Source organism: Staphylococcus felis (assembly GCF_003012915.1).
Taxonomy (GTDB): domain Bacteria; phylum Bacillota; class Bacilli; order Staphylococcales; family Staphylococcaceae; genus Staphylococcus; species Staphylococcus felis.
On sequence record NZ_CP027770.1, the window covers coordinates 2,383,731 to 2,405,639 of the forward strand.

The following is a 21,909-nucleotide window of genomic DNA, read 5'->3' on the forward strand; positions in this document are numbered from 1 at the left end:
TATCCACCTTTCTAGCATGCGTTAATCAGTGCTTGTAAAACATGACATTGTTCTTTTGTGTCAGCCTTATCTTCATTTAAACGTAATGCATATGTTTCAAGTTGCGCATACTCATTTTCAATTTCATTTAATTCTTCTTTAATTTGATTAATACCTATACAATAAATGTTTTGCGCTGTCTTAATTTGATATTCTTCCATGATTTCGATATATTTATTTTCTAATTCAACTGTTTGCTTGTCAATTATCAACTGTAACTGTTGCTTTTTAATTTGAATGTAACGAATAGCTTGGTTAATATTACACAACTGTACATCTAGTTTTTCCAAATAATGATTGAAAATTTGATAATACAGTTTATGAACATATTTTTCAATCAAAGTCTTTAATAATTGTACCATAATAGAATCACCTCAATGTTAATTCCATTATAAAATGGCCCCGATAGCCAAAAAATAGGCTTCGGGACCATTTTGTATTAAGACTTAAGTCCGATTATACTTCTTCATCGATTTGAGTTGTAAGCATTGGACCATCCTTTGTAACAATAATGGTATGTTCAATTTGTGCAACATAGCTTTTATCTCTTGTTTCAAAAGCCCATTCATTTTTGCCTTCTGTTACGAATGTGGCATTTGATGAAATAAATGGCTCTACTGCTAAGACCATGCCCTCTTTAAGTAAAGTTTTTTCTTGTGGGTCATAATAATTCATAATATGTGCAGGTGCTTCATGTAACGATTGACCTACGCCGTGACCTGTTAAATTTTTAATGACTTTTAAATCATTTTTTCGAGCCGTCGCATGTACCGCCTTACCAATTTGGCTTAATTTCGCACCTGGCTTAATTTTTTTCATAGCTGCTTCGAAAGCTTCTAATGCTACATCACATACCTTTTGTTTAATCTCTTCATTTGTTTCTCCAACTACAAAAGATATGCCTGTATCTGCATAATAACCATTTTTCAATGCAGAGACATCTATATTAACAAGATCTCCTTCTTTAATTACACGCTTACTTGGAATGCCATGTGCCACTTCTTCATTGACACTAATGCATGTTTGACCAGGAAAGTTTTCATCGTGAATTGGAGCGGAAAGCGCACCTGTTTCTTCAAATCTTTTTTTAGCAATCTGATCTAATTCCTTAGTTGTAATGCCAGGCTTTGTTGCTGCTTTCATCTCATCACGAATTTGTGCACATATTCTACCAATTTCTTTTAAAGCTTTTACGTCTTCTTCAGATTTTACAATCATAGTATCCCTTTCCTTTATCTTATTTTATACTCTACTTATTATAACAAAATTTTTTTGATATACTAGAGATGTTAGTATGTAACGGGAGAAATGGATATGAAGGTCAAACACTTTAAACACCTGATAGGGGCTCGCACGATAAAAACAGGATTAGCTACTTTTTTAACGGCTTTATTTTGCTTAATGTTAGATTTAAATCCTATTTTTGCAATACTTTCTGCAGTTGTAACCATTGAACCGACTGTAAAAGCATCTATTCGAAAAGGTTACAAAAGGCTACCAGCTACGGTTATGGGAGCGTTTATAGCTGTTGTTTGTACATATTTATTTGGCGATGAATCGCCTTGGACATATGGTTTAACGGCAACTATCACAATCATTTTATGTATACAATTTAATTTACATGTAGGTATATCAGTCGCAACATTAACTGCTCTAGCTATGATTCCAGATATTGATCATAATTATGCTTATAACTTTTTTTCGAGACTCTTAACAGCAATTATTGGCCTAGGAACAGCAGGACTCGTTAATTTTATCATATTACCACCAAAATACTACGACCAAATCGAATCATTAATTGATAAAACTGAAAGACACATTTATCATTTATTTGACTGTCGTATGAAAGAACTTATGATAGGACAATTTAAATCAAAAAAAAGCGACGACTCTGTTGAACAACTTCATTTATGGAATAGTCGAATAGAAGAGTTACTCGGATTCCAACGAGACGAGCTTAAGTTTCATAAAAGCAAAAGGCGTAGCGAAGAATGGTTAAGATTAAGAAAATTGACAAACCGAGCTCATGAAAACCGCCTACTCATCACACATTTATCTAACATTATATATTTGCCTGATGATGCGATGATGTTATTTAATGACAAAGAAAAACAAGCCATCATAGTAATCTCTCAACGCATTGATCAAATCATCAATTGTGGCACATTTAAGCCTGAACGAAAAGCGGCATCAACACTTAAAAATTCCGTAAAAGGGCTTAATGAATTCGATACCAATCAAGTGAAGAGCCATACAATATACGAAATTCTATTAATTTACCGTATTCTATCCTTACGCTATCGTGTTAAATAATTTAATAACATTATGTCATAAAAGTCGGCGCACCTTGTATGATGTTGAGGTGTGTCGACTTTTATGATCATTCCTATGATTAGGCTTTTTGATTTAGTGCTCGATTCACAAGTACTTGTTTCGCTGCTTCTTCTACTGTATTATCTAATTTCTGTGGTTCAAATGGGATACCTTTACGTTTGGCTGCTGCTTCTAAAAGATAGTCTGTCAACTCATGATTTTTCGGCAAGACCGGCCCATGTAAATACGTACCTAATAAATTTTTGTAGTGAATTCCTTCTTTTTGCTCCGTATCATTATTACCATAGCCATATTTCACATTACCTAATGTATCGTAGTGATGATATGTGCGACCACCATGGTTTTCAAAACCGACTATCGTTCCAAACTTCTCGCTTTCGATAACGATATCTCCTGTCAGTCGATCTTCTTTAGATTCAGTATAAAAATCTAATATATGCAGTCCTTCTAATTCTTGACCATCTGGCGTAATATATTTCTCACCTAAAAATTGATAACCGCCACAGACTGTTAAACCTGGCAATCCATCTTCTATCGCATCTTTTAATTGTTTTTTGATTTTAAGTAAGGCTTGTGTCGCTAACGCCTGTTCACGATCACTACCACCACCAATAAAGAAAATATCAGCTTTTGATAAGTCAATATTTTCAGTTTCGTTAATATCAACAACATTTAACTTAATATTTCGTTGTTTTGCACGAAATTTAAGGGCCATAATATTACCAATATCGCTATACAGATTCAATTTGTCTGGCATAAAATGATAAACCGTCAACTCATACATCGTTATTGTTCCTCCTTGAATAAACGCTCTAATTGATCAAGCATTGGTGTTAAAGAGGTGTAATTTGGAATAGCCACAATAAATGCATGATAATTCATTGCGAATGCCGTCGCTTTATAAATGTCCTTTTCAATTATAATAGGCACATTTACCTCAGCTAATTTGAGTCTAAGTTGAAGCTCTTCAGCACGGCTTCCAGTTACTATAATCGCCTCAATATCTTGATTGCTTAACTTTTCAAAATCAGCATCGTAAATCCATGATGTATCACGCCCATCAGCAGCAAAATCATTTAAACTCAATACGTAAACCTTTTTTTCTTTTAATTTTTCGCCCATTGCCATTGTTGCATTCATTCCAGCAGGATTTTTAGCTAAATTAATCAATGCTTTATGTTTTTGACCTTCAAAATATTGCATACGACCATTATTAGACGTATAACTTTCAAATCCTTTTCGAATAGACTCATCATTTAAACCAAGTTCTCGTAATGTCGCATATGCAGCTAACGCATTATACGCATTAAAATCCCCTGCAATTTTCATATCAAATGTATGACTATTTATAGTTAACTGAATAAATGGATTAATCGTAAAAGTTGAAATTTCATAATCTGGTGTATGTCTATTAAATCCACATTCACACTGATAATGACCGAGTTGATTATAATGTATATATGAGTAATTGAGTAATCTTCCACAATTCGGACAATATCGGCTCTCATTCATAGTTGATTGCTCAAAGGAATAGGCATTTTTTTGCATACCATAATATGTGATTCGAGAACTTGCTATTTTAAGTCGACTTACAAACGGATCATCTGCATTTAAAATAAGCTGTATTCCTTTATCTTCAATCGCTGAAATAATGCGATTAACCATAATATCTATTTCACCAAAGCGATCCATTTGATCTCTAAAGAAATTGGTAAATACCATCTTTGTAGGTGTCATTTCATTTAAGACACGAGGAATAGACCCTTCATCAATCTCGATGACAGCCATTTTAGTTTGAGGGGTTGTTTGCACGATAAACGCTGACGTTATTCCCGCAGCCATATTGGCACCTTCATTATTGTGAATAATGTCGATATGATTCGCTTTTAGTGTATGGCCAATTAAGTTCGATGTCGTTGTTTTGCCGTTTGTCCCACTAATAAAAACGACTTCATCCACTTTTGCTGCTAACTTTCTTAAAATACGATTATCAATTTTTCGTGCAACTTGGCCTGGTAAGTCTGTCCCTTTTTTGCCAACTGCACGACTCGCTTTCCTAGCTAATTTAGCCATCTGGGTTGCTGTCCATTGTCTCATTCCATACACTCCTCTAATTTCATCTCAATATTATAACATGGTCGACCACATTTCAAAAACTAAAATAAAAGACAATTCAAATTTTGATTGCATATTTACCGTCATTACGGGTAAAATGCAAGGAGAATACAAATTATATTATACATTTATGGAGGAATTACACATGCTTGATAAAGAACTACTAGATGCTTTAAACGATCAAATGAATTATGAGTTTTATGCTGCTCATGCTTATATGGCTATGGCTGCTTACTGTGACTATTGTTCATATGACGGTTTTGCAAACTTTTACATCCAGCAAGCTAAAGAAGAACGTTTTCATGGTCAAAAAATATATGCCTATATTAACGACCGCGGAGAAAAAGCTGTTTTCTCTGATTTAGATGCACCTAAAGTTGATTTTAGCTCAATTTTAGAAACATTTGAAGATGGATTAAAGCAAGAACGCAACGTCACAAAACGTTTCTATGATTTATCAGAAATTGCAAATCGTCAAAAAGATTATGCTACCGTTTCATTTTTAAATTGGTTTTTAGATGAACAAGTTGAAGAAGAATCAATGTTCGAAACACATATTGATTACTTAAAACGTATCGGTGATGATTCTAATGCGTTATACCTTTACGAAAAAGATTTAGCTCAACGCACATTCACACCTGAAAATTAAAACTTCATATTCATATTGATTGGGGGGACTTTATCTTGTTTCTCCCCTTTTATATCAATTGTATCTAAATACCTCTTTCGCTCCTCGATTTAACTCAGTTTCTGGTGCTTACTTTTCAAATATATTGTTTCACATTCCAATCTGTTTTGCTTATAATGTTGACATATCTATCATAATGAAAGGAAGATTATAGTGACAGACAGTTTTATTGCGATTGACTTCGAAACAGCTAATTATAAGCGTACAAGTATTTGTTCTGTAGGAATGGTCAAGGTGGTTAATCATGAGTTAACAGAAACATTTTATACATTGGTCAATCCAAATGATTATTTTTCAAATCGAAATATTGCTGTTCATGGTATACAACCTGCTGATGTTGTCACTGCTCCTACTTTTAATAAAGTGTTTCCCTATATGTTACAATTTATGGAGCAGCTTCCAGTTGTTGCACACAATGCTGCATTTGATATGTCAGTCCTTCATGCAAGCCTTAAAGCTGCTCACTTTCAAACGCCAGATATTTCGTACTTTTGTTCTTATCAACTCTCTCGACGAACTGTTGATGCACCGCGGTATGGATTAAATCATATGATGAACTTCTATAATTTGGATTTCAAAGGACATCACGATGCCTTAAATGATGCCAAAGCATGTGCCATGATTACGTATCGTCTATTACAACATTATCCAAGCCTGAATGATGTATTAAAAATATATGGCAAACAATTACAAGACAAAGATGTACTATAGAAAATCATATATTGTCATATTACGAAAGAAACGATCTTGCAGGCTTCCAATGGATATACCAATCAAACGAATTGGCACATTCGGGTCTTTAAGTTCATAGTATAACTCATAAGCAATTTGATAAATTTCCTGACTTTCTCGTACAGGCGTTATTAAACTTCGCTGCTTTGAAAAATTTTCAAACGCATCTGTTTTGATTTTAACGGTTACCGTTTGTCCCACTTGTCCCAACTGTTCAAGTCGTTCAGAGATTTTATGTGATAATTCTTCAATTTTCCTAAGTATTTCATCATCATCGTTTGTATCAATTGAAAATGTGCGCTCTGCACCTACACTTTTTCGTGTTCTTTCTGATTGAACAACTCGATTATCGTGCCCTCTCACACGTTGATATAAATGGTGTCCTTTTTTACCGAATAAGTGGACTAATGTTCGTTCTGTTTGATTATATAAATCTTGCCCAGTATAAATGTGATGCTTGTGCATTTTAATTTTTGATGCTTTACCCACTCCCGGAAAATCACCAATATCTAATTTCATTAAAATATCATGTGCATTTGAATAATTAATAACTGTTAGCCCATTCGGCTTATTCATTCCACTGGCAAGCTTTGCTAAAAACTTATTATAAGACACGCCAGCACTTGCAGTGAGCTGTGTTTTTTCAAATATATCTCTTCTTATAAATTGTGCAATCTGTGAGGCTGAAAGATCAGGTCTTACAAGTTCAGTGATATCCAGATAAGCTTCATCAAGTGATAATGGTTCAACTAAATCAGTATAACTTTTGAAAATGGCCATAATTTGATGAGACACTTCTCTATACAACTCAAAATGAGGCGTAATATAGTATCCATCTGGGCACAATTGATGTGCTCGAGCCATTGGCATTGCTGAATGTACACCATACTCACGAGCTTCATACGAAGCAGTCGAGACAACACCACGCCCACTTGCTTTCCCACCAACTATGACTGGTTTTCCTTTTAACTTAGGATTATTCCGAACCTCAACTTGTGCAAAAAAGTAATCCATATCGATATGAATAATACGGCGTGGCGTCATCAGTATTCACTCCTTCTCCTTTACATCATACTAACACTCAAACTTTAAAGAAAGTGTCTTTAACTCATCAAATTCAATTTCCACATTGTTTCTGATTACATAAATAAAGAACTACTCACTTATCAAAGCAGTTCTTTAACATCATACTATACGGTAATTATATTTCCTTCCAGCATCACTTACTTTTTGGTTAATAAAGCGACCGTTTCGACATGCGTTGTTTGAGGAAACATATCTACCGGTGTAATTTCCTTGATGACATATTTGTCCGAAAGAAGTTGTACATCTCTCAATTGCGTACTTGGATTACATGAAATATAGACAATCCGTTCTGGTTCAAGTTCTAGTAGCGTCTGAATAAATGTCTCATCACACCCTTTTCGAGGTGGATCGACTGTAACCACATCCGGTTTGATACCTTCTTCTTTCCAACGTAACATAACATCTTCCGCTGCTCCTACTTCAAATGTTGTATTGGCCATTTGATTATTTAAAGCGTTTCGTTTAGCATCTTCAATCGCTTCTTTTACGACTTCAACACCATAAACATGTTTAGCATATGGTGCCATCATTAGTCCAATTGTCCCTATACCGCAATACGTATCGAGAACAATTTCCTCTCCTGTCAATTGAGCGTAATTTTTGGCAATAGTATATAGCTTTTGTGTTTGTGTCACATTAATTTGATAAAATGATAAATCGCTAATTTCGAAAGTGACATCATTTAAATAATCAATGATTACCTCTTTTCCATATAATGTGTGTGAAGTTTTTCCCATAATGACATTTGATTTTTCTGTATTGATATTGATTTTAATACTTGTAATATGAGGAAATTGAGTGATTAAGTCCTGTATTAATGCTTCTTGATGAGGGAGTTTTGTCCCATTAAGTACGAAAATAACCATTACTTCATTAGTAAAATGTCCTTTTCTAATCACAACATGACGCAATAACCCCTTGTGCTTTTCCTCTTGATAAGGTTTAATATGATACTTCTGAATCGTCTGCTTTAAAAATCCCATGATTGCATCTTGTTCATCATATTGAATCAGACATTCATCAATATCGATAATATCGTGACTTCTCTGACGATAAAAACCCATCTTCACTTTTCCTTCTTTGTCGATGCCTACAGGTATTTGTGATTTATTTCGGTATGTCCATGGATTTTGCATACCGACTGTATCTTTAATTTTTATATTACTAAATTTTCCTTTTCGCTCAAATAAATTGATGACTTGTTCTCTTTTCATATCCAGTTGCGTTTCATAAGATATATGCTGCAACTGACAGCCTCCGCATTTGTAAAAATACTGACATGGTGGTTCAACGCGAGATGCGCTTCTCTCTTTAACTTCAACCAGCCGTCCAATTGCAAAGTTCTTTTTAACTTTTATAATTTTAAAAGACACCCATTCATTCACTAACACTCGAGGTACAAAAATGGGATATCGCTCCATTTTGATCACTCCGTGGCCCTCATGAGTAAAATCAACAACGCGCCCTTCATATACATTGTTCTTTTCAACTACTGACATAAAATACTCCCCACAATTCATATTATGCGTTTTAAAACAAAACAAAAAAGCGAGTCGTTGGAATAGCGCGAAGATGTTGTCTTTTTGTACTTATCGACGTTCTAGTCTCTGCTCTATTCTTGATTTGCGCTCGCTTAAGTTATTATTCAGACTGCTGTGGTTCATCAATCAATAACATATCATTATCTTCTTGTGAAGGTGAAAATACCTCAATATGCCTCTTTAAGTTAAAAAAATTAGCAGGTAATTGACCGCCATATTCTCCATCCACATTTAAAGGCATATCACTGAATGATGAAATGTTAATCGCTTGAGCTTTATAATAATGGACTTTAGGATGGTTGACATGCTCACCTCTAGACGCTAACGTCATAATATGTCCTAATTCAGCAATATTTGCTTTTTCGACAATCAATAATGAAAACATGCCGTCATCAAGTTTTGCATCGGGAACTAACTTTTCAAACCCAGCCATTGAATTGGTTAGCCCTAGTAAGAACAACATAATGTCCCTCTCAAAAATCTCACCATCATATTCAATCCTTACATTAACTGCGTTCATTTGAGGTAACATCTCAAAACCTTTGATATAGTATGCAAAAGGTCCAACTATTGATTTCAATTTACTTGGAGCTTCATATGAAACTTCAGTAATTTTACCGCCACCTGCAAGATTGATGAAATATCGACTATTCATTTTACCGATGTCAACTTCAACTGTCTTTCCAGTTAAAATCACTTTAACTGCTTCAAATATATCAGTCGGCAAATGAAGTGCTCGTCCAAAATCATTAACTGTCCCCATTGGAATGAGACCTATCTTTGGACGGTTAGGCTTTTCGGCAATTCCATTAATCACTTCATTGAGTGTACCATCACCGCCTGCAACTATGAGCAAGTCAAAATTTTGATTAATGACTCGTGCCGCTTCTTCTGTTGCATCTCCTATCCTTTGTGTAGCATAAGCACTCGTTTCATAACCTGCTTGTTCCATTTGAGCTAATACGTCAGGCAAAGCGCGTTTAAATAGTTCTTTTCCTGACGTTGGATTATAAATAATTCTTGCGCGTTTTCTCATTCATATCCCTCAATTTTAATGTACTCACAACTCATATTATAGCAAACCTCTTCTTCATTGAAAGTCATAACACTTAAGTTTTTAAGATAGTATTTGGGTTATAAAGCGCTATAAGTATGTGCATATGCCATTTCGATATCGCCCATAAAAATGACTTTTAAAATAAATAAGGTGAGACAAAAACCTAGACTAAATCAAGATTATACCGTCTCACCTTACATTCACTCAATTTGTTGTAAATACTATATATTTCATTGAGTTTTTATAACTTATCAAGTTCTTCTTTTAATAATTGATTAGCAAGTTGTGGGTTTGCTTGTCCTTTTGAAAGTTTCATAATTTGTCCAACTAAGAAGCCCATCGCTTTGCCTTTACCATTTTGATAGTCTTCAACAGATTGCGGATTATTTTCAATCGCTTCTTGGACGAATTTTAGGACTGCACCTTTATCAGAAATTTGAACTAAACCTTTATCTTTCATAATTTGTTGTGCATTCCCACCATTTTGAGCAAGTTCTGGGAATACTTTTTTAGCAATTTTACTGCTCATTGTTCCATCTTCAATCAGTTTAATCATTCCTGCTAAGTTTTCAGGTGTTAATGCTGTATCTTTCAATTCGATTTGGTTTTTATTCAAATATTCATTAACGCCACCCATTAACCAGTTAGATGTTAATTTAATATCTGCACCTTCTTTTACAGCACCTTCAAAGAAATCAGACATTTCTTTTGTTAAAGTTAAAACGTGTGCATCATATTCAGGCAAACCATATTCAGATACATATTTTGCTTTTCGTGCGTCAGGTAATTCTGGAATCGTTTGACGTACGCGTTCTTTCCATGCTTCATCAATGTATAAAGGTACGATGTCCGGCTCAGGGAAGTAACGATAATCATCTGAAGCTTCTTTCACACGCATTAAGATAGTCTTACCTGTTGCCTCATCAAAACGACGTGTTTCTTGTAGAATCTCTCCACCATTTAATAACTCTTCTTCTTGTCTTTTAACTTCATATTCAAGTCCTTTTCGAACGTTATTAAATGAGTTTAAGTTTTTAAGTTCTGCTTTAGTTCCAAATTCTTTTTGGCCATAAGGACGTAATGAAACATTGGCATCACAACGTAAAGAACCTTCTTCCATCTTACAATCCGATACACCAGTATATTGAATAATTGCTTTTAATTTTTCTAAATAAGCATAAGCTTCTTCTGGTGAGCGAATATCAGGTTCTGAAACGATTTCAACTAATGGCGTCCCTTGACGATTTAAGTCCACTAATGAATAACCATTTTTGTGCGTAGATTTACCAGCATCTTCTTCCATATGAAGACGTGTAATGCCGATGCGTTTTGTTTCACCGTTCACTTCAATATCAATATGACCGTGTTCACCAATAGGTTGGTCTAATTGTGAAATTTGGTATGCTTTTGGATTATCTGGATAAAAATAATTTTTTCGATCAAATTTAGACTCTGTTGCAATATCCATATTAAGCGCCATAGCAGCACGCATAGACCAATCTACTGCGCGTCTATTAACAGTAGGTAAGACACCTGGATAAGCTAAATCGATTACGCTTGTGTTTGTATTAGGTTCTGCACCATATCCAACAGGTGCATTTGAAAACATTTTAGAATCTGTTTTCAATTCAACGTGGACTTCAAGCCCTATTATTGTTTCAAAATGCATGGATTGCCACTCCTTATAAGTTTTGATATTGATCGTGTAGGTTGAACTTTGTTTCGTATTGATATGCTACGCGATATAATGTCTTTTCATCAAATGGTTTACCGATAAGTTGAAGCCCTATTGGACGTTTGTTTTCTGCCAAACCACATGGCAATGAGATACCAGGTAAACCTGCTAAGTTAACAGGTGTTGTTAACAAATCATTGGCATACATTGTTAATGGATCATTAATCTCACTTCCAAGATCAAATGCTACAGTCGGTGTCGTTGGTCCAATAATAACATCATAGTCTTCAAAAACTTTCTCAAAATCATTTTTGATTAACGTACGAACTTTTTGCGCTTTTTTATAGTAGGCATCAAAGTAACCCGAACTCAATACATATGTTCCTAAGAAAATACGGCGTTTAACTTCGTCTCCAAATCCTTCGCTACGTGACATTTTATATAATTCTTCAAGCGATTTTGCATCTTTAGAATGGTAACCATAACGAATCCCATCAAAACGCGCTAAGTTTGAAGACGCTTCTGCTGACGCAATAACATAATATGACGGAATACCAGCTGATGTACGCGGGAGACTCACTTCTTCAACTGTTGCTCCTAGAGTTTTTAAAGTTTCAGCCGCTTCTAATACAGCTGATTTCACTTCTTCGTCGACACCCTCACCAATATATTCTTTAGGTAAGGCAATTTTCATACCTTGAATATCGTTTCCAATTTCTGAAGTGAAGTCTGTTGCAACACCTGGTGCACTAGTTGAGTCCATTTCATCTTCACCAGAAATAGCTTCAAGAACAAGTGCATTGTCTTTTACATTACGTGTAATAGGACCAATCTGATCTAAAGAAGATGCAAACGCAACTAATCCAAAACGAGAAACACGTCCATATGTAGGTTTTAATCCAACTACGCCACAATACGCTGCCGGTTGACGAATCGAACCACCCGTATCAGTACCTAATGTAAATGGCACGAGACCTGCAGCCACTGCTGCTGCTGAACCACCTGATGATCCACCTGGTACAGCCTTGTGATCAAATGGGTTAACTGTTTTCTTAAAGTAAGATGTTTCAGTAGAACCACCCATTGCAAACTCATCTAAGTTTACTTTACCAATAAGAATACCATTTTCAGCATGTAATTTTTTCATTACAGTTGATTCATAAATAGGTACAAAGCCTTCTAGCATTTTACTTGCACATGTTGTTTCTAAACCTTCTGTAATAATGTTATCTTTAATCCCCATAGGAATCCCGAATAATTTTCCTTCAATCTGACCTTTCTCTTGTAATGCATCAAGCGCTTCTGCTTTTTTGATTGCATTGTCTTTATCTAATGCGAGAAATGATTGAATAGTTGGATCCGTTTCTTCAATAGCATTATAAATATCTTTTACAATTTCTGAAGGTTTAATTTCATTATTTTTTATCATTTTTTGTAGATTTTCAATTGATTCATAACGGATGCTCATCTTTATGCGTCCTCCTCATTCATGACTGCTGGCACTTTAAATTGACCTGCTTCTACCTCTTTCGCATTTGTTAATGCTTTTTCTTGTGGTAGTCCTGCAACTGCCACATCATCACGCAATACATTTTGTAAATCCAATACGTGATTCGTAGGTTTAACATTTTCTGTGTCAACATTGTCAATTTGATGACAAAAATCCAGTATACCAGCTAACGTGCCTTGCAATGATTTTGATTCTTCTTCAGTTACATTTAAGCGAGCAAGATTAGCAATATATTCGACTTGTTCGTGTGTAATTTCAGCCATTACAACAAAGCCTCCCTTAAAATTAGTCTTTTATCTATAAATTGTATCAAATTTCATAGTAAAAATCTAAACCTTTTCGACACTCCACTCATAATAAAGTCAATTAAAGACTATAGCCACTTAGCTTATTCCAACTTTTTCTTCAACAAAACGATAAACGTTTTGATTGTACCTTGTTATGATTAGCTTCTTAATTGTAACTCCCTTTTAACTACTAAATTATGTCTGAAATGTGAATTGCCGTTAAAAAACTTCTTTTTTTTATTTGACAATTCTGTATAATGAATTTAAGCACTCTAAATAGGGGGGATTTTATTTGTTTATATACGGAGCTACACTATCTAGCCAAGTCAATCCTGATTGGCAAACTTACATTATGATTGTTGCTTATTTCATTATACTACTCGGAATAGGATACTATGGCTATAAACAAGCTACAAGTAACCTAAGCGAATATATGTTAGGTGGACGTAATATCGGGCCATGGGTTACTGCACTTTCTGCAGGGGCATCTGATATGAGCGGATGGATGATTATGGGGTTGCCGGGTGAGGTCTACTCAACTGGATTATCAGCACTATGGTTAGCTATCGGTCTAACAATTGGTGCTTATATTAACTATCTTGTCGTGGCACCTCGTTTGCGTGTGCATACCGAATTAGCAGGTGATGCTATCACGTTGCCTGACTTTTTTAAAAATCGCTTAAACGATCAATCAAATATTATAAAAATTGTTTCAGGATTAATTATTGTTGTCTTTTTTACCCTATATACGCATTCAGGTCTTGTTTCAGGCGGAAAATTATTTCAGAGTGCATTCGGTCTAGATTATCGAATCGGTTTAATTGTTATTGCCGCTATTGTTATTTTGTATACTTTTTTTGGTGGCTATTTAGCTGTTTCAATTACAGATTTCTTCCAAGGGGTTATTATGTTAATTGCTATGATTATGGTGCCTATTGTGACAATGCTTAAGCTGAATGGTTTAGATACTTTTGGAACAATAGCAGAAATGAAACCCACTAACCTTGACCTCTTTAAAGGCACAACAGTGATTGGAATTATTTCGTTTCTCGCTTGGGGATTAGGTTACTTTGGCCAACCTCATATTTTAGTTCGTTTTATGTCCATTCGTTCAATTAAGCTCTTTCCATTCACTAGACGTATTGGAATTAGCTGGATGGCAGTTGGTCTATTAGGCGCTGTTTTAGTAGGTTTGTTAGGCATTGCATTTGTACCAGCACAAGGCGTTGTGATTAAAGATCCAGAAACCTTATTTATTTTAATGGGACAAGTCCTATTTCACCCATTAGTTGGTGGCTTCTTATTAGCAGCCATTTTAGCTGCAATTATGAGTACAATCTCTTCACAATTACTTGTGACATCAAGTTCTCTGACTGAAGATTTTTATAAGCTTATTCGGGGGTCACAAGCTAATACGTCAAAACACGAAAAAGAATTCGTACTTGTCGGTCGTATATCAGTTGTAGTGGTAGCCCTTGTAGCAATACTCATTGCTTGGACTCCAAATGATACAATTTTAAATTTAGTTGGTAATGCGTGGGCTGGTTTCGGTGCCTCATTTGGTCCACTTGTTATTTTATCTTTATATTGGAAAGGACTAACACGAACTGGTGCTATTAGCGGTATGATAGCAGGAGCATTGACAGTTATATTATGGATTGTCTTAATCTTGCCATTAGGTGATGTCAATGATTTCTTTAATCTATACGAAATTGTACCTGGCTTTATTGTAAGCTTAATCGTTACAATTGTCGTATCATTATTCACACAAAAACCAGGCTCTTTTGTATTAGATGAATTTAAACAAGTAGAACAACAATTAGCAGACGCAAAGAAATAAAACGTTAATCATTAAAAATGAGTCTGGAATATAAACATCTCAGTAATCGAAATGCTTCGAGGTTTTCGTAAGAATTTACGAAAAATCTCGAAGTTTTCTTATAATGAGGTGATTCATTCAATGATACGAAAGTGTCTTTTTTAAAAGTATTTTAATGTAAATTACATGTATATCACGTCGTATTGTTGGCGAGACTCCTGAGGGAATAGGATGAGCGTCGAGACCAAGGCTCGACCCATCCCCTAGGAAATGCGAGCCAAACAATACGAATGATTGATAACAGAAAAGCGTAGAGGTGATTCAATCATCTCTACGCTATTATTTTGGGATTGATGTCCTAGGCTCATTTTTAGATATTCTACAAACTGAAGTTAATTGTTATATATATGAATTTGTGGTGACTTGTCGTCTTCTTTTTTCACAATCAATGCTCTTGCCTGACTACCATCTTTAATATGAATTTCATATGAATCCATCTCTTTAAATTCTTTTTCAGACAGTTGCGTAACATACTGTGTAATCCCTATTAATTCCGCTTTACCATAATAATCAATCGGTAAGTCAACTACTAAATGACTCGCCTTTTTGTTCGTAAATGTGACTTTGCCCACAGCTTGAGTGAAATTAGAAAAATAAGATTGTAAGCTATCGTTGAAGTTTTGAAAATTATTATTTAAATGATCGCTATACTCTGCTGCTTCACTTGAAGGTAGCAATACTGTTTTTTCTTTAATCTTATGCCAATCATCTAAATTTGCTTCTCGCTCCTCAGACGAAGCATAACTTACGAAATGACCCGGTGTAATATCATCTTGTCCCGATTGAATATAGATTGCAAATGTGATCGGAATGTCTTTTAAGTCCTTATGTGCTCTTAAACGTGTTAAGATTTCTTCTGCCATTTCTTTCCCTTGTTCTTCTACTTTTTGAGCATCTAGGTTTTGACTATATGTTTCACCATACTTTTCTTTTTGATAGTAATATACACTATTCATGGCTAAACCAATAGTCATCCCTTTTATTTTGTTTCCTTTTGTATCTGAGTTATCATAAAAATCTTGTTCTAAAATATTTGATAATACAGCTGGAGATTTTTTAGCTATTTTTTCTTCATCTTTTTCTCCATTTGTTGATGGGTTCAATCCTAAATTTTCAGTAGCGTTACGATCTTCTTTTTCCTCATCACTCATTCCGTCAAGCTCTTTTTTTGTATATTTAGGTTTTAGATAAGCTCTAATCGTATCTTTATCTAAGTATTGACCATCTTGATACAAATAGTCATCTGTTGGATAAACACGCTTGCTAATCTCTAATAACCCATCTTCAAAATCTTCACCATTGTAACTATTAGCCATATTTTCTTGTACGAGTCCTCTCGCTTGGCTTTCTTTAAATGGTAGTATTGTACGATAATCTTCTCCTTGTACTGCTCTATCAGTGGCTATTTCTTTTACTTTATCTGAGCCTTGACCGCTTTGGTCTGCATCTTCAGGTTGTGAGTCTGATTTTGGTGCACAAGCTGTTAAAACGAGGGATAAACCTAAGATTGTGATAATCTTTTTTTTCATCGCTAAACCCCTTACTTAATTAATTTCGTTTTGTTTTTTGATAAGTTCTTGTTCATTCCAAATTGTTGTGCCAAAAGATTTTGCTTTAGTCAATTTTGATCCAGCATCTTCTCCTGCAATGACTAGGTCAGTGGATTTTGTTACACTACTCGTTACTTTTGCACCTTGAAGTTTCAACCAATTTGTAGCTTCCGAACGAGTCATTTGTTTAAGTTTTCCTGTTAAAACAATCGTTTTTCCACTCAATTCTGGGTGCCCTTCCACGTTAGACAATTTTTGTCCTTTAAAGGTCATATTTACATTTTGTTGTTGAAGTTTTTTAATTAGTGATTGTATATCCTCATTTTCTAAATATGTGATTAAAGATTGTGCTAGTTTTTCACCAATATCATGAATCTCAATAAGTTGTGCTTTAGTCACTTCGAATAATTGATCCATAGTTTCATACTCTTCAGCTAAAACACGACTTGCTTTAACTCCTAAATGACGTATACCTAATCCAAATAATAAATGCTCAAGTGATTGAGCTTTTGACTTTTCTATAGCGTTGATGATATTTTGAGCCTTTTTCTCACCCATACGTTCAAGCGGTAATAAATCTTCCTTTGTTAAATAAAAGATATCTGCCACATCTTTAATCAAATGATTATGATACAATTGCTCGATAATCTTCGTCCCTAATCCATCTATATTCATTGCCTGTCTTGATACAAAATGAATTAATCCTTCTACAAGTTGTGCTTGACACTTAGGATTTATACACCTTAAAGCGACTTCTCCTTCTATACGGACAAGCTCATGTTCACAACTTGGGCAATGTGTTGGCATGTGATACGTCTTAGCATCGTCTGGACGTCTATCTAATATGACACGTACAACTTCAGGTATGATATCGCCAGCTTTTTTAATAACTACATGATCGCCTATACGTATATCTTTTTCATGAATTAAGTCTTCATTATGAAGTGATGCACGGGATACAGTTGTTCCTGCTACACGGACAGGTTCTAAAATTGCGGTTGGGGTAACGACTCCAGTTCTTCCAATGCTCAATTCAATATCATGTAATTGAGATACCACTTCTTCTGCTGGGAATTTGTATGCTATGGCCCATCTTGGTGATTTTTGAGTAAATCCCATTTCTTCTTGTAATTCAATTTGATTCACTTTAATGACAATACCATCGATATCATACACTAAACTTTCTCGTTTTTCAGTCCAATATTCAATATAGTCAATCACATCGTTAATCGATCCAGCTTTTGAACGTTCTTGATTCGTTTTAAAACCAAGTTGGTCTAACTTATCCAACGCTTCACTTTGCGATGTTGCATCAAGTTCAGTGAAATCATTGATGCTATAAATAAAAATATCTAACTTTCTTGATGCAGCTAGTTTTGAATCAAGTTGACGTAGTGACCCAGCAGCTGCATTTCTCGGATTGGCAAAGGGTTGTTCTTCATTTTTTTCTTTCTGTTCATTTAACTTTAAGAATGATTGCCTTGGCATATAGGCTTCTCCACGTACTTCAAATGAAATGGATTCTTTTAATGTAAGCGGAATTGCCTGTATTGTTTTTAAGTTTTCAGTAATATCTTCACCAATTGTCCCATCTCCACGCGTTAAACCTTGTACAAATTTACCATCCACATACTTTAACGATACAGCTAACCCATCAATTTTAAGTTCACACATATATTCAACTTGTCCTACTACATCGCGTATACGTTGATCAAAGCGGCGTAAATCTTCTTCGCTGAAAGCATTTGAAAGACTTAACATCGGTGTGTCATGTCTTTTTTTCTCAAAAGAAGATTGTGCTTGTCCACCTATCCTCACTGTAGGAGAGTCTGCTGTTTTGAATTCTGGATGATTTTGCTCAATCTCAATAAGTTCGTGTAACAATTGATCATATTCACTGTCTGGTACTGACGGGTTATCTTGAACATGATATTCGTAGTTATATTGATGTAACAATCGATGCAATGTTTGTACTCTTGATTGAAGTTCACCCATTTATGAATCCCCCTTTTTTTCAATAGGCGCAAATTGTGCGAGCAAACGTTTAGGCCCTTCGCTTTTAAAGATAATATCTAACTCTATTGATCCATTTTTATCATTAACGTTAGAGACCATGCCTTCTCCCCATGCTTTATGAATCACTTTATCGCCTACTCGCCAATCAGTAGAGGATTGTAGCGATTTTGAATTCGTCATTCGCTTACTAAAGTCTCTTTTAACAGGTTTACGTTGACTTCCCATACTTCCCATTCGTTGATTAGATTGTGATTCTAATAAATCTGCTGGTATTTCGTTTAGAAATCTTGAGCGAGGATTAGATTGTGAGCGCCCAAAAAGCGTTCGTGAAGAAGCGTGAGTCAAGTATAAGACCTCTTCTGCTCGTGTAATCGCAACATAACTAATACGACGTTCTTCTTCCATTTCATGATCATCATCCGCTTTAATCGCGCGGATATGTGGGAAAATCGACTCTTCCATACCAATGATGAATACCACAGGAAACTCTAAACCTTTAGCAGAGTGCATCGTCATCAGCGTAACGCCATCTTCTAAGTTAGCCTCGTCAACATCCGCCACTAGTGACAAATCTGTTAAAAAGTTAATCAGAGATTGCTCTTCAAGCGGTGTATTTTCTTCGTAATCATGTGGAACTGACATAAACTCATCGATATTCTCAAGGCGACTTCGAGCTTCAATTGTTTGTTCACGCGATAACATTTCACGGTACCCTGATTTATCTAGCACTTCATTAACAATATCCGTTATTTCTAAAAATTCTTGTTCTTTCATTAAATGGCTCATTAATGTATAAAAATCGGCTGCAGCTTGTGTCACTTTTTTGGACAACCCAATAAAGTCGACTTCAGCTAGTGCATCAAACATACTCATTTGATGTGCATTAGCATAATTTGAAATTTTTTCAACTGATGACGGGCCAATACCACGCTTAGGTACATTAATAATACGTTGTAAACTGATATCATCGGCACTATTCGCAACAAGTCTCAGATAACTTAATACATCTTTGATTTCTTTTCGATCATAGAACTTTTGGCCGCCAACCATGACATATGGAATATTAGATTTCAAAAATGTCTCCTCAAGCACACGTGACTGCGCATTGGTGCGATAAAGCACTGCCATGTCCTTATATTTCTTACCTTTTTGTTGCTGTTTCATGATTTCTTTTACAACAAATTCTGTTTCATCACGTTCACTAAACGCTTCATAATAATGAATATTTTCACCTTGTTGATTTGCAGTCCATAGTCCTTTAGGCTTGCGCTCTGTGTTATGTCGTATGACTTCATTCGCAGCAGTTAAAATTGTTTTAGTTGAGCGATAATTTTGTTCTAAATAAATTGTTTTCGCTGAAGGATAGTCTTCTTCAAATGATAAAATATTTTGAATATCGGCTCCACGCCAACCGTATATTGATTGATCTGAGTCACCTACAACACATAAGTTTTTGAACTTTTTCGCAATTAAATTAACCAATGTATATTGTGCTTTATTGGTATCTTGATACTCATCAACATGAATATATTGAAATTTGTTTTGATAATAATCTAAGACTTCCGGAACACGCTCAAACAATTTAATTGTCGTCATAATCAAATCATCGAAATCTAATGCTTGATTTCGTAATAACTGATTTTGATACCCTTCGTATACTTTGGCTACCATTTGTGTATAAAAATCCTTAGCTTCTCCTAGCGCAATTTGAGGTGTTTTGAGTTCATTTTTCAACTGACTGATAGCCGCAATAAACATTCTTGGCTCATACTTTTTAGGATCTATATTTTCTCTCTTTAAAATATCTTTAATCACTGATTTTTGATCTGTGGGATCAATAATAGTGAAATTACGTTCAATACCTATACGATCAACATCTCGTCTTAAAATGCGTACACACATCGAATGGAATGTAGACATCCAAATCACTTCTGCTTCTTCCCCTACAAGCACTTGAACACGTTCTTTCATCTCTTTGGCTGCCTTATTTGTAAATGTGATGGCTAAGATGTTATAAGGAGAAACACCTTTTTCATCTAATAGATATGCGATACGGTGTGTTAAAACACGCGTTTTCCCTGAACCTGCTCCCGCCATAATTAAAAGTGGCCCTTCAGTTGTTCGTACCGCTTCACTTTGTTCAGCGTTCATATGTTGCACAAGTGAATTCATTATGTTCTCTCCTTTATTTTAGTCGTTTTAATCGCTTTTTTGATATCATCATAAATAATATTGCCAACAATGATAGTGTCAGCAATTTCTGAAACTTGTTGCGCACGTTCTAAACTATCGATGCCCCCGCCGTAAAAAAGTTGGGTCTCAGTTAACTCTGATTTCGCCGCTTTGATAATATCTAAATCACCAAAAGTGCCACTGTATTCTAAGTATAGGACAGGCAATCTATAAAATGCATTTGCCATTTGACTATATGCTATCACATCATCAACATCAAGTTTTGTATTCGCTTGCGTATGTTGACTGACTTTACTATCTGGATTCATAACGATGTATCCTTCAAATATAAATTCATCAAAATTAATCATATGTCCATACTCTTTTAACGCACGATGAAGCATACCATTATGAAATTCTGTATCATTACTGTTCAAAACAGTTGGTACAAAATAAAAATCAAAACCTGGCATCGTACTCTCTATATTTGAGATTTCTAATGTAAGTGGAAGAGGATATCGCCGTACTCGACTCATTAAATTAAGCACATTATCTTCTGTTACATTATCCGTACCACCAATCATAATAGCATCAGTATGAGACATACATATTTTATCTAAATCTTCATCTGATATTTCCTTTGCAGGATCTAGCTTAAAAACGTGTCGCCAGCTTTTAATATCATACATCGCTTTACGCTCCTTTAAAAATTTCATACCTCATATTATAGCACTTTTATATACTGATATCTAAAGTTCACAAAGACTTTACACGTTTATTTAATCACTTTTCATGCAGTTTACAAAGCGTCCTAACGAAAACTATTTTTAGAGTCAAAGTTACAAGCAATTTCTTTTCACTGCGCCAATCTAAAATCCATTCTTTCTTTGTTTTAATCGACTTTCGCTTTCATAAAAAAAGTCTAGGGCATAAATCCCAAATTAAATAGCACTAAGTTGATTTTTAATAAAAATACGTCTTAGTGCTTCTTTTTATGATAAAACTTTGTATGATATTCCTTCGCTTTCTGAGTGGACAACCTCACCTTGTACTATTCGGCTAGTCCTGTTCTCACGGGAGTCTCGTCATCAATACTTCGTTTATGCATGTAATCATTCACTATTATACTTAAAAAATAAGACACTTTCGTATCATTTAATTCATCATCATAAAAACTAAATTAACGAGTTGCCTTATGTATAAAAATTATAACATGACTAATTAACAC

General features: G+C 34.9%; 18 protein-coding genes. 4 read left to right on the forward strand and 14 right to left on the reverse strand.

Features of this window, described 5'->3' with window-relative positions:
- Positions 1–11 precede the first annotated feature (11 nt).
- Positions 12–401 (reverse strand): hypothetical protein, encoded by a 390-nt coding sequence (locus C7J90_RS11390; RefSeq protein WP_103207599.1) that lies wholly within the window; start codon positions 399–401, stop codon positions 12–14.
- A 94-nt stretch (positions 402–495) separates the two neighbouring features.
- Entirely contained in the window at positions 496–1,257 is a 762-nt protein-coding gene (gene map, locus C7J90_RS11395; protein ID WP_103207598.1) for a type I methionyl aminopeptidase, read from the reverse strand.
- Between the two features lie 96 nt (positions 1,258–1,353).
- Here map and C7J90_RS11400 point away from each other — a divergent pair, with 96 nt between their 5' ends.
- Positions 1,354–2,352: an FUSC family protein gene (locus C7J90_RS11400; protein ID WP_103207596.1), complete on the forward strand. Its 999-nt coding sequence runs from the start codon at positions 1,354–1,356 to the stop codon at positions 2,350–2,352.
- A gap of 79 nt (positions 2,353–2,431) precedes the next feature.
- Here the strand turns inward: C7J90_RS11400 and gatD are convergent, their stop codons facing one another.
- Both gatD and murT read right to left on the reverse strand, forming a co-directional pair.
- On the reverse strand, positions 2,432–3,157 hold the full coding sequence (gene gatD / locus C7J90_RS11405) for a lipid II isoglutaminyl synthase subunit GatD (RefSeq protein WP_103207595.1): 726 nt from the start codon (positions 3,155–3,157) through the stop codon (positions 2,432–2,434).
- 2 nt (positions 3,158–3,159) lie between these two features.
- Complete coding sequence (gene murT / locus C7J90_RS11410) at positions 3,160–4,470, reverse strand: lipid II isoglutaminyl synthase subunit MurT (RefSeq protein WP_103207593.1); 1,311 nt, start codon at positions 4,468–4,470, stop codon at positions 3,160–3,162.
- Between the two features lie 163 nt (positions 4,471–4,633).
- Between murT and C7J90_RS11415 the strand changes: the two genes are divergently transcribed.
- Both C7J90_RS11415 and C7J90_RS11420 read left to right on the forward strand, forming a co-directional pair.
- The gene (locus tag C7J90_RS11415; protein WP_103207591.1) at positions 4,634–5,137 is read left to right on the forward strand and encodes a ferritin; all 504 of its coding nucleotides are present in this window, start codon (positions 4,634–4,636) and stop codon (positions 5,135–5,137) included.
- Between the two features lie 189 nt (positions 5,138–5,326).
- Entirely contained in the window at positions 5,327–5,887 is a 561-nt protein-coding gene (locus tag C7J90_RS11420; protein ID WP_103207589.1) for a 3'-5' exonuclease, read from the forward strand.
- Here the strand turns inward: C7J90_RS11420 and dinB are convergent.
- From dinB to gatC, 6 genes are all read right to left on the reverse strand, one after another.
- The gene (dinB, locus tag C7J90_RS11425) at positions 5,882–6,952 is read right to left on the reverse strand and encodes a DNA polymerase IV (RefSeq protein ID WP_103207587.1); all 1,071 of its coding nucleotides are present in this window, start codon (positions 6,950–6,952) and stop codon (positions 5,882–5,884) included. The genes C7J90_RS11420 and dinB overlap by 6 nt on opposite strands.
- A 179-nt stretch (positions 6,953–7,131) precedes the next feature.
- Entirely contained in the window at positions 7,132–8,493 is a 1,362-nt protein-coding gene (gene rlmD / locus C7J90_RS11430) for a 23S rRNA (uracil(1939)-C(5))-methyltransferase RlmD (protein ID WP_103207586.1), read from the reverse strand.
- Positions 8,494–8,635: 142 nt separating this feature from the next.
- Positions 8,636–9,571 carry a diacylglycerol kinase gene (locus tag C7J90_RS11435; RefSeq protein ID WP_103207584.1) on the reverse strand — a complete coding sequence of 312 codons (936 nt, stop codon included), beginning with the start codon at positions 9,569–9,571 and terminating at the stop codon, positions 8,636–8,638.
- A 262-nt stretch (positions 9,572–9,833) separates the two neighbouring features.
- Positions 9,834–11,261 carry an Asp-tRNA(Asn)/Glu-tRNA(Gln) amidotransferase subunit GatB gene (gatB, locus tag C7J90_RS11440; RefSeq protein WP_103207582.1) on the reverse strand — a complete coding sequence of 476 codons (1,428 nt, stop codon included), beginning with the start codon at positions 11,259–11,261 and terminating at the stop codon, positions 9,834–9,836.
- A 13-nt stretch (positions 11,262–11,274) separates the two neighbouring features.
- Complete coding sequence (gene gatA / locus C7J90_RS11445; RefSeq protein WP_103207580.1) at positions 11,275–12,735, reverse strand: Asp-tRNA(Asn)/Glu-tRNA(Gln) amidotransferase subunit GatA; 1,461 nt, start codon at positions 12,733–12,735, stop codon at positions 11,275–11,277.
- Positions 12,736–12,737: 2 nt separating this feature from the next.
- A complete protein-coding gene (gatC, locus tag C7J90_RS11450; RefSeq protein ID WP_103207578.1) occupies positions 12,738–13,040 on the reverse strand; it encodes an Asp-tRNA(Asn)/Glu-tRNA(Gln) amidotransferase subunit GatC in 303 nt (100 codons plus the stop codon).
- A 376-nt stretch (positions 13,041–13,416) separates the two neighbouring features.
- Here gatC and putP point away from each other — a divergent pair, with 376 nt between their 5' ends.
- Positions 13,417–14,904 (forward strand): sodium/proline symporter PutP, encoded by a 1,488-nt coding sequence (gene putP / locus C7J90_RS11455; protein ID WP_167389016.1) that lies wholly within the window; start codon positions 13,417–13,419, stop codon positions 14,902–14,904.
- A 371-nt stretch (positions 14,905–15,275) separates the two neighbouring features.
- On the opposite strand, the gene C7J90_RS11460 is transcribed toward putP, so the two are convergent.
- The 4 genes from C7J90_RS11460 to pcrB are packed head-to-tail and all read right to left on the reverse strand — an operon-like array spanning position 15,276 to position 21,370.
- A complete protein-coding gene (locus C7J90_RS11460) occupies positions 15,276–16,472 on the reverse strand; it encodes a CamS family sex pheromone protein (RefSeq protein WP_103207575.1) in 1,197 nt (398 codons plus the stop codon).
- 15 nt (positions 16,473–16,487) lie between these two features.
- Complete coding sequence (gene ligA, locus C7J90_RS11465; protein WP_103207573.1) at positions 16,488–18,488, reverse strand: NAD-dependent DNA ligase LigA; 2,001 nt, start codon at positions 18,486–18,488, stop codon at positions 16,488–16,490.
- Positions 18,489–20,681 carry a DNA helicase PcrA gene (gene pcrA / locus C7J90_RS11470; RefSeq protein WP_103207571.1) on the reverse strand — a complete coding sequence of 731 codons (2,193 nt, stop codon included), beginning with the start codon at positions 20,679–20,681 and terminating at the stop codon, positions 18,489–18,491.
- Positions 20,681–21,370, reverse strand: a complete 690-nt coding sequence (pcrB, locus tag C7J90_RS11475) for a heptaprenylglyceryl phosphate synthase (RefSeq protein WP_103207569.1) — start codon at positions 21,368–21,370, stop codon at positions 20,681–20,683. The genes pcrA and pcrB overlap by 1 nt, the downstream gene beginning before the upstream one ends.
- Positions 21,371–21,909: the final 539 nt, after the last annotated feature.

Coding starts and splice junctions, on each gene's coding strand:
- putP (WP_167389016.1), top strand. CDS start 13,417: ATGATTGTTGCTTATTTCATTATACTACTCGGAATAGGATACTATGGC.
- rlmD (WP_103207586.1), bottom strand. CDS start 8,493: ATGTCAGTAGTTGAAAAGAACAATGTATATGAAGGGCGCGTTGTTGAT.
- ligA (WP_103207573.1), bottom strand. CDS start 18,488: ATGGGTGAACTTCAATCAAGAGTACAAACATTGCATCGATTGTTACAT.
- C7J90_RS11400 (WP_103207596.1), top strand. CDS start 1,354: ATGAAGGTCAAACACTTTAAACACCTGATAGGGGCTCGCACGATAAAA.
- gatA (WP_103207580.1), bottom strand. CDS start 12,735: ATGAGCATCCGTTATGAATCAATTGAAAATCTACAAAAAATGATAAAA.
- C7J90_RS11435 (WP_103207584.1), bottom strand. CDS start 9,571: ATGAGAAAACGCGCAAGAATTATTTATAATCCAACGTCAGGAAAAGAA.
- dinB (WP_103207587.1), bottom strand. CDS start 6,952: ATGACGCCACGCCGTATTATTCATATCGATATGGATTACTTTTTTGCA.
- C7J90_RS11460 (WP_103207575.1), bottom strand. CDS start 16,472: ATGAAAAAAAAGATTATCACAATCTTAGGTTTATCCCTCGTTTTAACA.
- pcrA (WP_103207571.1), bottom strand. CDS start 20,681: ATGAATTCACTTGTGCAACATATGAACGCTGAACAAAGTGAAGCGGTA.
- gatB (WP_103207582.1), bottom strand. CDS start 11,261: ATGCATTTTGAAACAATAATAGGGCTTGAAGTCCACGTTGAATTGAAA.
- gatD (WP_103207595.1), bottom strand. CDS start 3,157: ATGTATGAGTTGACGGTTTATCATTTTATGCCAGACAAATTGAATCTG.
- pcrB (WP_103207569.1), bottom strand. CDS start 21,370: ATGTATGATATTAAAAGCTGGCGACACGTTTTTAAGCTAGATCCTGCA.
- murT (WP_103207593.1), bottom strand. CDS start 4,470: ATGAGACAATGGACAGCAACCCAGATGGCTAAATTAGCTAGGAAAGCG.
- C7J90_RS11415 (WP_103207591.1), top strand. CDS start 4,634: ATGCTTGATAAAGAACTACTAGATGCTTTAAACGATCAAATGAATTAT.
- C7J90_RS11390 (WP_103207599.1), bottom strand. CDS start 401: ATGGTACAATTATTAAAGACTTTGATTGAAAAATATGTTCATAAACTG.
- map (WP_103207598.1), bottom strand. CDS start 1,257: ATGATTGTAAAATCTGAAGAAGACGTAAAAGCTTTAAAAGAAATTGGT.
- gatC (WP_103207578.1), bottom strand. CDS start 13,040: ATGGCTGAAATTACACACGAACAAGTCGAATATATTGCTAATCTTGCT.